Annotated in this window: 12 protein-coding genes; 2 read left to right on the top strand and 10 right to left on the bottom strand. The window is 56.2% G+C overall.

The features are described from left to right. Window positions 1-16 precede the first annotated feature (16 nt). Genes RHEC894_RS24945 through RHEC894_RS24930 form a run of 4 tightly spaced genes read right to left on the bottom strand, consistent with a single transcriptional unit; the run spans window position 17 to window position 4,648 of the window. Window positions 17-1,015, bottom strand: a complete 999-nt coding sequence (locus RHEC894_RS24945) for an ABC transporter permease (protein ID WP_085739624.1) — start codon at window positions 1,013-1,015, stop codon at window positions 17-19. A 5-nt stretch (window positions 1,016-1,020) separates the two neighbouring features. Next, window positions 1,021-1,962, bottom strand: a complete 942-nt coding sequence (locus tag RHEC894_RS24940; RefSeq protein WP_004671512.1) for an ABC transporter permease — start codon at window positions 1,960-1,962, stop codon at window positions 1,021-1,023. Between the two features lie 12 nt (window positions 1,963-1,974). Then, window positions 1,975-3,504, bottom strand: coding sequence for a sugar ABC transporter ATP-binding protein (locus tag RHEC894_RS24935; RefSeq protein ID WP_206427941.1), 1,530 nt, complete (start codon window positions 3,502-3,504; stop codon window positions 1,975-1,977). Window positions 3,505-3,559: 55 nt separating this feature from the next. Then, a complete protein-coding gene (locus tag RHEC894_RS24930) occupies window positions 3,560-4,648 on the bottom strand; it encodes a substrate-binding domain-containing protein (RefSeq protein WP_004671515.1) in 1,089 nt (362 codons plus the stop codon). 255 nt (window positions 4,649-4,903) lie between these two features. Here RHEC894_RS24930 and RHEC894_RS24925 point away from each other — a divergent pair, with 255 nt between their 5' ends. After that, window positions 4,904-5,533 carry a 2,3-bisphosphoglycerate-dependent phosphoglycerate mutase gene (locus tag RHEC894_RS24925; protein WP_085739622.1) on the top strand — a complete coding sequence of 210 codons (630 nt, stop codon included), beginning with the start codon at window positions 4,904-4,906 and terminating at the stop codon, window positions 5,531-5,533. 364 nt (window positions 5,534-5,897) lie between these two features. Then, entirely contained in the window at window positions 5,898-7,004 is a 1,107-nt protein-coding gene (locus tag RHEC894_RS24920) for an NAD(P)-dependent alcohol dehydrogenase (protein WP_037145482.1), read from the top strand. 236 nt (window positions 7,005-7,240) lie between these two features. On the opposite strand, the gene RHEC894_RS24915 is transcribed toward RHEC894_RS24920, so the two are convergent. The 6 genes from RHEC894_RS24915 to RHEC894_RS24890 form a co-directional block, all read right to left on the bottom strand. Continuing rightward, window positions 7,241-8,521, bottom strand: a complete 1,281-nt coding sequence (locus RHEC894_RS24915) for a bifunctional 3,4-dihydroxy-2-butanone-4-phosphate synthase/GTP cyclohydrolase II (RefSeq protein WP_037145498.1) — start codon at window positions 8,519-8,521, stop codon at window positions 7,241-7,243. A gap of 16 nt (window positions 8,522-8,537) precedes the next feature. Then, complete coding sequence (locus RHEC894_RS24910) at window positions 8,538-9,056, bottom strand: NAD(P)H-dependent oxidoreductase (protein ID WP_085739693.1); 519 nt, start codon at window positions 9,054-9,056, stop codon at window positions 8,538-8,540. Window positions 9,057-9,416: 360 nt separating this feature from the next. Then, the gene (locus RHEC894_RS24905) at window positions 9,417-9,815 is read right to left on the bottom strand and encodes a GFA family protein (protein ID WP_008534386.1); all 399 of its coding nucleotides are present in this window, start codon (window positions 9,813-9,815) and stop codon (window positions 9,417-9,419) included. An 11-nt stretch (window positions 9,816-9,826) separates the two neighbouring features. Beyond that, window positions 9,827-11,044, bottom strand: coding sequence for an LL-diaminopimelate aminotransferase (locus RHEC894_RS24900; RefSeq protein ID WP_085739692.1), 1,218 nt, complete (start codon window positions 11,042-11,044; stop codon window positions 9,827-9,829). Between the two features lie 77 nt (window positions 11,045-11,121). After that, a complete protein-coding gene (locus tag RHEC894_RS24895) occupies window positions 11,122-12,291 on the bottom strand; it encodes an ABC transporter substrate-binding protein (protein WP_008534383.1) in 1,170 nt (389 codons plus the stop codon). A gap of 123 nt (window positions 12,292-12,414) precedes the next feature. Continuing rightward, window positions 12,415-13,536, bottom strand: a complete 1,122-nt coding sequence (locus tag RHEC894_RS24890) for an LLM class flavin-dependent oxidoreductase (RefSeq protein WP_011053356.1) — start codon at window positions 13,534-13,536, stop codon at window positions 12,415-12,417. Window positions 13,537-13,582 lie beyond the last annotated feature (46 nt).

The raw sequence follows: 13,582 nt of genomic DNA, 5'->3' as shown, positions 1-13,582 counted from the left end.
TGATCGGCCCGACGGACTAGACGCGACCCGCGCGCGCACCGTAGATGATTGCGGCAAATGCAATGATCACGCCCTGGACGATAAGCTTGCCCGGCTCCTGGATGCCGAAGACGGTCAGCATCGCGAACAGGAAGCTGAAGGCAACGACGGCAACGAACGGCCCGGCGACGCCGCCCCGGTCGACGCCGAACGTCACACCGCCGAGGATCGTGGCGGCGAGCGCATTCATGAAGGTGTCGAAGCCTGGCTTGATGGTGCCGACCGCCAACGCGGATAATTGGACCAGGGCCGCGATGCCTGTCAGGGCGCCCGCGAGCGTGTGCGAGACAAAAATCGTACGTGCCAACGGAATTCCTGTAGTTTCCGCCGCCCTCGGATTGTCGCCGACGGCCCTGAAGTAACGCCCGACGATGAGAAAACGAAATGCGATAGAAATCACGGCGGCGATGACGATCCACAGGACCACGGAATAGGAAAGGCCGTGGATAGTGCCGCTCGTAAGTATTCGAAGCCAGCTTGGCGTTGAACCGGGCGCGCGGCCGGCGCTCATGTATTGGACGATCCCAATCAGAATGGCCGAAACACTTAGTGTGGAGATAACGGCAGAAGCGCGCACGTATGCTACGAGTATTCCGTTTACACCCCCCACAGCTAGCCCAATCACAACAGGCATGAGGACGGTCATTAGCGGTGGATAGTTGTTGAGCTGGCCCGAGCTGGCCAGATAAATCGCGAACGCGAAAATACCGCTGACAGAGAGATCGATGGATCGCACCCGCATGACAAGCGACTGGGCGAGCACCGCGATCCCGAGCGGCGCTGACTGCTTGAGGATTACAAACCAGTAGTTGGGATTTATGAGCGTGGCGCTCACTGCTGGAGCAACCGCAACCAGGATTGCGAGCACATAGTATGCGGGCGGTAGCCCGAGTATCCACGAAATGGCGCTCTTACCCCTCAATGAGCGAGATGGTGCTTCAGTTTTCGAGTCTGATGTGGTCATCGAGAAGTCCATCTCTTTCAAAGTCCGATTGTTTTGCGTCGCTGCGAAACGACGAGTACGAGAAGCAACACACCCTTGACGACCGACTGAAGAAATGCAGAGACGTTGGCCAGATTCATCACATTATTCACTGTCCCGAGGATCGCCGCGCCAACGACGGTTCCCACAATGCTTCCGATGCCCCCGGCGAGGTGGACCCCACCCAATGCTGCAGCCGTTACAGACTCAATCCCGAATGAAGCGCCGCCCTTAGGATCACCCGATGCAAGGCGGCCTGCAAGAAACATCCCCGCAGCGCATGCGAATAGAGCGGAAAGAACATACGCTTTGATGATGGTGCGCTCGACGGGAACACCGTTCATCCGTGCGTTGAAGTCATTGCCGCCGGAAGCGAAGAGGTAGAGGCCGAAGGGACGACGATAGAGAATCCAGGATGCGAAGAGCGATGCCGTGATCAACCAAAACAACGAGTTAGGTACGGGGCCGATGGATCCGGCTACCGAGCCGGAAAGCCACTCCGGAACGCGCCCACCTGGGATTGGCAAAATGATCAACGCGATACCTTGGCCGATGCCCATTGTTGTCAGCGTCATGATGATTGGATGTACATTGAGGCGCGCGACACCGTAACCGTTCGCTACTCCGAACCCCATCGCCACCGCGATGCAGATAAGCACGCGGGTTATCTCAGGAAGATCAAGCGTCATGATCGTCGTCGTTAGACTGATGACGGACCCAACCGACACGTCGAGGCCGCCAGTGAGAATGACGAACGTCTGACCGAGAGCCGAGATGACGAGCACCGTCGATTGCGCCAGGAGATTAGACAAATTCTCCGGATCCATGAAGTCCGGCAATAATATTACCGAGGCGACAACCATCACCAGGAGCGTTCCAATGGAAAGCCCTATCGCTCCCGCGCGATAAGGGAGCTTCAGGCGACTGGCAAATGAATTCATAAGTTATCCTCCTCAATGCACCGCAGCACGGGGATCCGGTGACGCACTCGCCCCCAGCGCAGTCTCGAGGATTCTTTCCTCGGTCGCCCCCTCTGCGGACATCTGCCCGACGATCTTCCTGTCATGAACGACCAAAATGCTGTCGCAGAGCCCTATAAGCTCAGCGTGCTCGCGCGACGAAACCACGACCGCACCGCCACGATCACTGAAGTCCCGCAGCAATCTGTAAATCTCTGCCTTTGCACCGACGTCGACGCCGCGCGTGGGCTCCTCAATAACGAGGATGTCCACTCCGGAGAGCAACCAGCGGCCCAGCAGCACCTTCTGCTGATTCCCGCCCGAGAGTTTACCTACGGGCGCATTGGGATCGGCGGCCGCAACTCGTAACGACTTGATCACCTCGCGGACCCTCGACACCGATCGCCACGCAACGCTTGCCATATTCCGATTGAGCTGTTTTCCCAGCGCGATGTTGTCGTAGATAGGCAGGCGCAGGAACAGCCCTTCCTGCTTCCTGTCCTCAGGGATAAAACCGATTCCTGATGCGACCGCGCGAGCGAACCCTGACCCTACATTCACCACGTGCATGCTGTTGTCGGGGCCGGCACGCCACACGGCGATGGCCTTTGGCGATTCAACGCCCACAACGGCACGCATTATCTCTCGCTGGCCCTGTCCTTCGAGCCCTGCCAGCCCGATGATTTCACCTTTTCTGACAACGAAAGTGACTGTCGAGCTGCTGTCGTCGAGGCGCAAGTCCGAAACCTCCAGCATTGCCGCTCCGGTGGCCTGCGAGCGCGGCGGAAAGAAGTTCTGAAGTTCGCGACCAACCATTGTCGCTACCAGCGTTTGCAAGTTGAAGTCCTGCGCTCTTGCAGTCCTTACCCAAGCGCCATCTTTCATGACGGTGATGGTGTCGCATAGTTCGAAGACTTCATTCATGCGATGAGAGATGTAGACGACAGCCTTATGTTGAGCCTTAAGGTCGCGGATAACCTTGAAAAGATGCGCGACATCGGTCGAGTTCAACGCCGCCGTTGGCTCGTCGAAGATGAATACGTCCGCGTTCGACGTAAGTCCCTTCGCGATCTCTACTGCCTGCTGCTGCGCGACAGTCAGTGTCTCGACGACCGCGGTTGCGTCGAGCTGCGGAAATACGTCAGCCAGCAAAGCGCGAGCGCGTTTCACTACCTCGACGCTATCGATCGAACCGTCAATGCGACGAGGTTCGTGGCCCAGGAACATGTTCTCAGCAACGGTGAGATTAGGGATCAGGGTAAACTCCTGAAACACCGTCGACACTCCCGCCAACCGTGCCTCCTTAGGGGAACGGAAATTGACTTCCTCCCCGCGGAGCCGAACACTTCCTGCGCCCGGCTGATATACCCCCGCCAGAATACGCATCAGGGTGGACTTCCCCGCGCCGTTTTCCCCCATCAGAGCGTGCACGGAGCCACGTTCCAGGGAAAAGCGAACGTCCGAAAGGACTTTCGTGAAACCAAACGATTTGTTGATGCCGACCATCTCGACAAGCGTGCTCATGGGAATTTCCATCTTCGACAGGGATACGGGCACGAGTGATCGTGCCCGTAGTTCATCAAGCCTTGAAATAATCAAGGAGCTTTTCGTTCGGCATTTCGGTCGGCGCCCAGTACGCATCAGTGAGATCTGCGCGATAGAACTGGGAGAGCGTCTCGTCGGTGATCGGCTTGGGGCGGTTCGTCCAGTTACGCTGAATCGGCTTCCCATCCAGCAAGGCGAAGGCGGCCCGTAGCGCGGCAGTAGACAGAGCGGGTGGGCAAATCGGACCGATCGAGGAAAGTTTTTCGTCATTCCAACGACGCATCCAGCCGTTAAGTGCTTCGCCCGTGATTGGCGGGATCGTTGAGGCGCCAGCCTCCTGCAAGGCATCCAAAACGCCAAGAGACATGTTGGCTCCATCGGTCCAGATGCCCGCGACATCGGGGTCGGAGAGATACAAGCTTTCGGCGATCTTCTTTGAGTCCTCATAAGACCAGCTTCCGTGCTGGGTCGACGTGATCTGAAGTCCAGACTTGCTGAAGACTTCCATGGCGCCTGCATAACGATCTGCATCGATGGGATGCCCGGCGACGCCACGCAGAACCCATACCTTGCCCTTGTTGCCAAGCTTGTCGACGAGGAACTGAGCCATCACGCGCCCGAAATAGAAGTCGTCGCCCTGGACCTGAACCGTAAACTCCTCGGTGTCGACGCGTCCGAGATAGACTACGGTTGGAATGCCAGCAGCCTTTGCCTTCTTGATGCCCTCGACGGCGGAACCGGTGGTTAGCGGTGCGATGATGATCGCATCGACCTTCTGGGCGATCAGATCCTCGATATCGGCAACTTGTTTGGAGGCATTGAGATCAGCGCTCCGGAACTGGTAATCAGCGATCCGATCCTTGTTCTTTTTTATTTCATATTCGGCTTCAAACGCCGTCTGGTAGGTATGCGTTGAACCAGCGAGGCCGTAGTGGCTGTGTCCGATCTTCCACGGGCCTGACTTCTTGAACTTACCCGCGTCGACAATTGGGTTGGCGCCTTCGGAGGGCCAAGTGTCAGGTAGGAGACTGATCGCGTCGTCGGCGCGAAGAATCCCCGGCATTCCGAACGTGCCGGCTACAGCAATTGCCCCGCTCGCTTGTAGAAATGTACGTCTCTTCATGAAAATTCCTCCTCCGGCCGCTCTGGGCGGCATTGTCTGTTAAGGCGAGAGCCTTGCCTTCCCAAGCCGTGCCGGACTCTCCTCAATACGGCGGAGTGCATTGGTATGAGCTATCAGACAATCTGTCAATAAATATAAACTTCGACGTTTGTTTTTTTGACATCGTTCTGTTTTCACTTGCACATAGTCGCACTTGACTGATTGTCCGATAGTGCGACAATATTCGTGTTCGCTAAATCGATGGGAGGGTTATGAATGTCCACTCTGGTGATTGTCCGGCATGGCCAAAGCGAAGGGAACGCGCGCGGGGAGTTCACGGGTACGAGCGACGTTCCGCTCACACAGGAGGGCTGGTCTGAGAGCAGGCGAGCCGGCTCACTGCTCGCGAACCTCGGCATCTCGTTCGATATCGCGTTTAGCTCTGCCCTCTTGCGCACAGTCGACACTTGCAGAGCGATTTTGAACGAAACCAACGGCGATCTGCTGGAGCCAATCAGGAGAACCGAGTTGAACGAACGCGACTACGGACAGCTCACCGGCATCAACAAGAACGTGGCACGTGAGCGGTGGGGCCAGGATGTTGTCCAGGTTTGGCGCCGCTCGTACAGCACTCCACCACCTGGGGGAGAAAGCATACGGGACATAAGCGCGAGGGTTCTGCCCTTTTTGATAAGCGAAGTGTTCCCCGCCTTGCTGAGAGGGAAATCGGTTCTTGTGGTGGCCCACGGGAATACGATCAGGTCACTAAAGCAGGGCATCGAACGCCTCACGATCCAGGATACGCTCGCTATTGAGTCACCGACCGCCGCGCCAACTGTATACCGGATTGCGTCGGACCTCTCGATCATCGAGAAGACTAACGTCCTGGTTGGTACTGTCTGTTAAGCCTGGCTGGCAGTAGCATCGTTTGTAGTCGGTTGAACTTGGCAATAGCGGTGTCTCGAAGCTGTCGATAGCCTTCAGAACCGGCTCGACGTCGGCAAGCGACGCCATCCGGCTCGCCTCACACGTTGCTACTAAATTTTCGTCTGCCGATCTTTCAGCCCAAAGCGGGACAAGACGCATGCTCCCTTTCGAACATGCATCGGAACCCTTTGATCACTTCAAATCGGCGTTCACTCGTGACTTTGCAAAAATGCAGCCCTGCTCCGGTTGAACTGATCTAATTTATTAGAGTAATTATTGACTGATTGTCTGATGATGAGTACGTTCGCGCGAATTGCGTTGTGAGCCTTGGAGGAACAGTTACATGAAGCAGGCATATGCGGCGGTTTCGCGCGAAAAGGCGAAGCCCTTGATCTTGGAATGCATAGGGATTGAGGAACCTCGTGCAGACGAGATTTTGGTCCGCATCGTCGCATCGGGGGTATGTCATACCGACCTGGTGGTCAGGGACCAGGGATATGACGTACCTCAACCTGTTGTGTTGGGACACGAAGGCTCTGGCGTCGTCGAGGCCGTCGGGAGCGCAGTTAAAGATCTTGTGCCCGGTGATCACGTTGCTTTGAGCTACGCCTATTGCGGCAAGTGCGAAAAGTGCCTTTCCGGTACACCTTTCTACTGCGAGGACTTCTTCGGTCGCAATTTCCGCGGCACTCGTCCGGATGGCACCTGTCCGATCCATGATTCTCACGGGAAACAGATTAGTGGCTGCTTCTTCGAGCAGTCGTCATTTGCAACCTACGCCATCGCCAGCGAACGAAACGCCGTGAAGGTTGCAAAGGATGTTCCACTCGAGTTGATCGGACCGCTCGGGTGCGGGCTTCAGACCGGTGCTGGCGCGGTACTGAATTGCCTCAAGCCGAAGCCCGGCTCGTCAATAGCAGTGTTCGGTGCTGGTGCGGTTGGCATGGCGGCTACGATGGCCGCGAAAATCGCCGGATGCGCGACCATCATCGTGATCGACTTGAACGATGAACGGCTGGAACTTTCGCGCGAACTCGGCGCGACGCACACGATAAATGCCCGCAAATTGGACAGCGTTGCCGCGATCAGGAAGATCGTCCCCGCAGGCGTTGATTTCAGCTTGGAATGCACGAGTTCGCCGCGAGTTTTCCGTCAGGCAGTCGACTGCCTTGGTACGCCGGGAACATGCGGTCTCGTTGGCTCGTCCGCGCTCGGCACTGAAGGCACGATCGATATCGGGAACTTCCTTTTCGGCCGCACATTGATCGGCGTTGTCGAAGGACAAAGCATTCCGTCCGAGTTCGTCCCGCAGTTGATCGAGTATTGGCAGCAGGGACTTTTCCCGTTCGACAAACTGGTTCAGTTCTATGACCTCGACCAGATCAACGAGGCGATGGCTGATTCCGAGAGCGGCAAAGTCATTAAGCCGATCCTTCGCATGAAGCATTAGTTTTGCGAGACTTTTCGAAAGACAAGACGGACCGCGATTAAATGCGATCCGTCGGAACAGCCGTGCTCAAGACGAGATATGGTCGAACGCTGCTTTCGATGCAATCGCGGGCCACATCACTCCGATACGCCTGCACGAATGATGTGCTGGCAGGGCCCACGCAAAAGCTCTAGGACTCTGCCGGTCAAAGGCGGCCCCCTACGATCACCGGCAGGTAAGTGGCGAGGGCGGCTCCGTTACCCAAGGGGTCCAGAGAACACCTGCGCGCCAAACACTGAAAAGACGTTGTTCCGGCCGACGTGTTCAGCTGACGTGTCCTGGTCCAACAGGTGGCCAAACCGATCGCGCTTTGTCTTAAGATAAGTGATGTTGGACGCGCTAGATGCGGCGATCAGACTCTGGCGAGACGACACGATGACGCCTGACGTTCGCAGCGCCTCTATTTTTGTAGGATTGTTGGTCAGAAGCCGAACGCTGCCGATACCGAGGTCGCGGATGATATCCGCCGCTGCGTTATATTCGCGGGAATCAGATGCGAAGCCGAGTTCCCGATTTGCCTCAAGAGTATCACGACCATGATCCTGCAGGCTGTAAGCCGCAATTTTGTTTCCTAAGCCGATGCCACGCCCCTCTTGCCCACGCATGTAGATCACGCAACCAGCGCCCGCTAACTGGACCGCCCGAAGAGCCATTTCGAGCTGTTGACCGCAGTCGCATCGCATGGACCGGAACGCCTCACCTGTCAGACATTCAGAATGCACCCGTACCAGAACGTCTTCCTTCTCGCACAACTCGCCAAGTGTCAAAGCTAAGTGTTCCGTTCCCGTCAAACTATCGCGATAAGCAATTGCCTTGAAATCCCCAAACCGCGTTGGCATAAAGGACTGCGCGTAACGCTTTACCCTCGTATCACGACTCCTGCAGTATTCAATCAAAGCGTCGATCGTTACTATGTGCAGGCCATGTTCGATTGCGAACTTCTCGAGATCTGGCAGTCGAGACATGGTTCCGTCGTCATTGGCGATCTCGCAGATTACGCCAGCCGGCGCCAGACCGGCCAGTCGTGCAAGATCCACGGCAGCTTCGGTGTGGCCAGGACGGCCCAGGACACCGAGACGATTTGCACGCAAAGGAAAAATGTGACCCGGTCGCGATAGGTCTTCCGGCCGCGTCTGCGGATCGATGAGCGACTTGACGGTTGCTGCTCGATCTTCGGCTGAAATCCCTGTCGTTGTGCCGTGTTTGCAATCGACGGAAACGGTAAATGCCGTCTGCAGTGAGTCCGAATTACGTGTGACCATCAGGGGGATCTCGAGTTTGTCGAGACGTTCGGCTGGAAGTGGCACGCAGATAAGGCCTCTCGCATATTTCATCATGAAAGCGATGTGCTCAGCTGTTATTTTTTCGGCAGCAACGACTAGGTCGCCTTCATTCTCCCGGTTTTCGTCGTCGACCACGATAACCATCTCGCCCGCTTCGATCGCCTCGATCGCCTCATCTATGCTCGAAAAAGACATGGAATCCTCCTCCTTATTATGGGCTGACGGCGCGACGCGCGGCATCGAGCTCTCTGTCGACAAGCGCGCGCAGGTTCTCAGAAAGAGCACCGTTCTGAAAATCTTCATCGAGAGCGAAAATGAAACGGCTATGTATTTGCGCTTCGAAAAAGTCGAATAAGGCTTCCATCGAGGCTTCGACGAGCGGCTTGTGACTCGATGCTTTACCGGTTGCAAAAGGGATCACATAGCGGCCCTTAAGCGCTTTCATGTCGACAAGGTCGAATAAATGCTTCAGCAACCCAGTGTAAGATGCTTTGTAAACCGGACTACCAACAACTAGCACGTCACTAGCCAAAATATCGTTGAGTGCCGCTTTAACAATCTCAGCGGCGCTGGAGGGCAACACTGTTGCCCCAAGGTGCGGATGAAGGTCGACAAGGTCCCAGCAGCTTGCTTCGTTGCCGGACGCGCGCACCCGATCCACCATGAAGTCTGCTACGGCCCGGGTTTTCGAGGGGCGCGATAAATTCCCCGTTATTACAACAACTTTCATGTCGCAGGACTCCCAACATTCTCGCATAAGACAATCTTACAATTTTCACTCACATCGCAATGGAGGTCGTTGAGGACCCGTGGGGGCAAAAATAGTCCTGCGGTGTCCTGAGCCTTCACAACCCGTAATTTCCGAACCTCGAAGGCTGGATTGCTTCGCAGAAGTCTTCTGTCTCGTACGACTTTATTCTCTCAATGGGTGGGCTCGCCGTGCAAGCGAACCTATTGTCTGCAATCCCTGCCGCTTTTACCGACCCAGCACGTTTGCGTTAGAACCTCCTGGACACGGAATGAGGCGTTGCCGCTTGATATACGGTCGCCGTGGCTCCACCTCAGTTACGACAGGTAGTATCCCGGTCACTTACGGGAACTCTGGTGAGCTTGCCTTCGATGGATCATGGGCGAGCCAAGGTTTCGCATGCGATACCCATACGTTTGACATCGGCACACTTCCAGGATCGGTATCGAACGTGCCGGCTCTAACGACTTTGAGCTCCGGGCTGGCCGGCCGCTCCGCATAAACGTGCGAGCCACATACCGAACAAAACCACCGCAGCTTTCCAGGCGTCGATTCGAAGCTATGAAGCGTATCTTGGCCTGTAAGGATCTTGAAGTGCTCGCTTTTCACCTTCGCAGCGGTATTGTGATCAGCGGCGTGTGACTTCCGGCATGTTTGACAGAAGCAATTCCACATGGGTCCATCAATTTCCTGAACCTGGTACGTAACGGCTTTGCATTGGCATGATCCGAAGATTGGCATCGGGTATCCTTTCACTGATTCATTACGTTGATTTCAAATTTCTCGTCGCCGCTAAGCCAGCGTTTGATGTTGCGCGCAGCCTGGCGGATGCGGTGTTCGTTCTCGACGAGCGCCAGACGGACGTAGTCGTCGCCCATTTCGCCGAAGCCGATACCCGGTGCAACGGCGACGTCGGCCTTCTCGACCAAGAGCTTGGAAAACTCAAGCGAACCGAGATGACGGAACTTTTCAGGGATCTTCGCCCAGGCGAACATCGTCGCAGCCGGCGGCGGCACATCGAAGCCGGCCTTGCCGAAGCTTTCGACCATGACGTCGCGGCGGCGTTTATAGACGTTGCGAACCTCAGCAATGTCGGAGCCGTCGCCGTTCAGCGCATGCGTCGCCGCCACCTGGATCGGCGTGAAAGCACCGTAATCGAGGTAGGACTTGACGCGGGTGAGCGCCGCGATCAGCCGCTCGTTGCCGACGGCAAAACCCATGCGCCAGCCGGGCATGGAGAAGGTCTTCGACATCGAGGTGAACTCGACCGTCACGTCGATTGCGCCGGGCACTTCGAGAACCGACGGCGGCGGGGCGCCGTCGAAATAGATTTCCGAATAGGCAAGGTCGGAAAGCACGATGATGTCGTGCTTCTTGGCGAAGGCAATGACGTCCTTGTAGAAATCGAGCGTCGCGACAAGGGCCGTCGGGTTCGAGGGGTAGTTGAGGATCAGCGCCAGGGGCTTCGGGATCGAATGCCGGACCGCCCGCTCAAGCGGCGGGAAAAAGCTTTCGTCCGGCTCCACCGACATCGAGCGGATCACGCCGCCCGCCATCAGGAAACCGAAGGCGTGGATCGGATAGGTCGGGTTCGGGCAGAGGATGACGTCGCCGGGCGCGGTGATTGCCTGCGCCATGTTGGCAAAGCCTTCCTTGGAGCCCAAGGTGGCGACCACCTGGGTATCCGGGTTGAGCTTGACGCCGAAACGGCGGGCATAATAGGCGGCCTGGGCGCGGCGCAGCCCCGGAATGCCCTTGGAGGAGGAATAACGGTGGGTGCGCGGATCCTGGACGACCTCGCACAGCTTGTCGACGATCGACTGGGGAGTGGGAAGGTCGGGGTTTCCCATGCCGAGATCGATGATATCGGCGCCGCCCGCTCGCGCGCTTGCTTTCAAACGGTTGACCTGTTCGAAAACATAAGGCGGCAAACGTTGAATTCTATGAAAGTCCAGCACACTATTTCCAATCAAATCGCAGATACCTCCCGCGCCGATTATAGAAACCGACGCGGGAGGCTGGGAGGTCTCCTTCCGGAGAACATTCATTACTTCTTCGGCCGCCAAGCTAACGGATCTTCAGGACGTTCGAAGTAGTTTGCAGCGACGTCTGCAGGCCACCAGCCGTTGTTCTTCGGCTCGATCCAATCCGTAGAATTGGGATCGCAATCTTCCTTCAGCACTTCCTTCACGTCATCAATGGTGTAAGGAAGCGCAGGACGAAGAATCGACTGGATCTTTGGTCCCTGGCCTTCGAGCGTTCGCATCATGACGTCCCACACAAGGCGGGCATCAGACCGCGGCGGCCAGAAATGGAAGCTCTTGCTTATGAAATCAGGGTTCTTACGCCAGTAGCAGGCTGCGGAAGCCTCACCCCCGAGCACGATAGGCATCATGTCGCGGCCGGATTGCTGTACTGCGTTCACGACACCGTTTTCTGAAGCGGACTGAACGAGAATGCCATTAACCTCAGCAAGATTGGTGGCAAGAAACTTCTGAACCTCAACCTGGGCGACCTGGTCGGTCCATTTGCCAGCTATCGTGCCTACAATTTTGATACCGGGGAATTTATCGAACGCGTTCTTCGCGCCGATGTCGAAGCTGTCCGATGATGCGAAACCGGGGATGCCCGATACCATCAGGACGTTGCCTTTTTCACCGATTTCCTTGGCAAGCCATTCAGCAGCCTTGTAGCCACCGTCGGTGTTATTCTCTGTGGCATTGATTGCGTAGGGTGATGTGACATAGCCCGAGACTGAGAAGACTGGCACGCCTTTCGAATGAGCATACTCTATGGTCTTGTTAAGTGCGGTAATGTTCGAGCAGCAAATGACGATCGCATCAACACCGTCGTCAACCATCTGCCGCATCTGCTGGATTTGGACAGCGTCTTTGAGGTCAGACTGCGTGACGATAAGATCAGAGACTAGGCCTGCTTCCTTATATTTCGGAAGCAATACGTTGGTGAATTCGTCCAGGATGTTCGCGCGCCAGGTATTACCGGCATATGTGGATGCATAACCAATTTTCCACGGCGGTGGACGTTTTGGAACAAAATCCTTGTACACCGTCCCCCCGAGCGGAATGGCGGGATCGATATTCTCGTAAAGCGCCTTTTGGTCCGGCGGCAACGAATCGAGGCCGTCAGCCTTCGCCACGCCGTTCATGTGATAAAGGCTCGACAGCGTAAAAAGCGCTGCAACGATTTTCTTCAGCATTCAGGGCCTCCTCCCCTTGTGGTTCCGCTCAACCGCCGGCCCCTTTGGCCGCCAGCCGCGAAAATCCTGCCAGAATCTGGCAGAGTTCGTGTCGGGACGGCAATCGCCGTCCCGAGGACTGGTTCAGTTGCGCAGACCGGCTTGCTTGAGCAGCGGCATGACACGGTCGTTAAAGAAGGGAAGTTCCTCGTTGTAATCGACCATTGTCAGCAAGGCGCCGTTGACGCCTGTATTGCTGAGATCCACGAGCTTGTCGGCGACTTGTTCTGGATTGCCGACGATCGGGTATCCACCCCAGCCAGCGACGAAGCGTTCCTTGAATTTTTGATACATTTCGGCAGAATGGTTTTGAGATTGCACCTGCAGAACTTCACAGATGTTCTCGCATGCCTCCCAGTCACCCTTCTGGTTGACGTAGTAGTCGTAGTATTCCTTTGCTTCCTTCTCCGTTTCGCGAACGATAACGGGGCAAGCTGTGAATGTGCCAAGATCACGGTTATATTCAGTACGCGCCAGGTCCTTCACCTTTTTGACCCAGGCAGCGCCGGATTCCATGTCTTGCATGAAGCCGAAGTTGAAGTCGCAGAACTTGGCGGTGAAATGCAGTCCCTTGCCCGAGGCGCCGGCGCAGATCAGGAGCGGGCGACCCGCCTTGTTGTAGGGTTTGGGTTCACTGAAGGCGTCTTTGACTTTGAGGAACTCGCCTTCGAAGGTAACGCCATTGCGTTTCCAGAGCGTCTCGACGATATCCATCCATTCGGTGGCGTATTCATAGCGGGTGTCGTGCTCCATCATAGGAACTCCGAACATTTCCATTTCGGGAGTGAACCAGCCGGTAACGAGATTGAGGCCGTATCGACCCTTCGAGATGTGATCGATTGTTGTCGCCATCTTGGTTGCAACAATCGGGTTTAGCGTCGGAATGTGGGTCGTTGAGAAGAACTGGAGCTTCGTGGTGACCGCCGCGAGAGCGGCCGCCCAGGTGAACGTATCCATGTTCACGCCATTGAAGTTTGAAGGACCGCCAAAACCACGCCAGCGTGCAATCGGCACCATGCATTCCCAACCGGCTGCCTCAAGCTTCTTTGCAATCTCGACGTTGTGGTCGAAGGTAGGTTCGAACGTTGTCTCAGCGAGCGTAATCGCGCATGCATTCGAGCAATTCGTGCCAAATACGCCGAGCTTGAGCTTGTTATCATTGAACATTGGGTTTCCGGCAGCGCGGAAATCGTCTTGTGCGGTCACTGTAGTCCCTCCTCGGGCTGGCAACGGATGATGCTCAGCCCACTCA

The organism is Rhizobium sp. CIAT894 (assembly GCF_000172795.2).
GTDB lineage: Bacteria > Pseudomonadota > Alphaproteobacteria > Rhizobiales > Rhizobiaceae > Rhizobium.
This window is presented reverse-complemented; position numbering and strand designations above follow the sequence as displayed.

Coding starts and splice junctions, on each gene's coding strand:
- RHEC894_RS24915 (WP_037145498.1), bottom strand. CDS start 8,521: ATGTCTTTTTCGAGCATAGATGAGGCGATCGAGGCGATCGAAGCGGGC.
- RHEC894_RS24920 (WP_037145482.1), top strand. CDS start 5,898: ATGAAGCAGGCATATGCGGCGGTTTCGCGCGAAAAGGCGAAGCCCTTG.
- RHEC894_RS24895 (WP_008534383.1), bottom strand. CDS start 12,291: ATGCTGAAGAAAATCGTTGCAGCGCTTTTTACGCTGTCGAGCCTTTAT.
- RHEC894_RS24925 (WP_085739622.1), top strand. CDS start 4,904: ATGTCCACTCTGGTGATTGTCCGGCATGGCCAAAGCGAAGGGAACGCG.
- RHEC894_RS24945 (WP_085739624.1), bottom strand. CDS start 1,015: ATGGACTTCTCGATGACCACATCAGACTCGAAAACTGAAGCACCATCT.
- RHEC894_RS24940 (WP_004671512.1), bottom strand. CDS start 1,962: ATGAATTCATTTGCCAGTCGCCTGAAGCTCCCTTATCGCGCGGGAGCG.
- RHEC894_RS24930 (WP_004671515.1), bottom strand. CDS start 4,648: ATGAAGAGACGTACATTTCTACAAGCGAGCGGGGCAATTGCTGTAGCC.
- RHEC894_RS24935 (WP_206427941.1), bottom strand. CDS start 3,504: ATGAGCACGCTTGTCGAGATGGTCGGCATCAACAAATCGTTTGGTTTC.
- RHEC894_RS24905 (WP_008534386.1), bottom strand. CDS start 9,815: ATGCCAATCTTCGGATCATGCCAATGCAAAGCCGTTACGTACCAGGTT.
- RHEC894_RS24910 (WP_085739693.1), bottom strand. CDS start 9,056: ATGAAAGTTGTTGTAATAACGGGGAATTTATCGCGCCCCTCGAAAACC.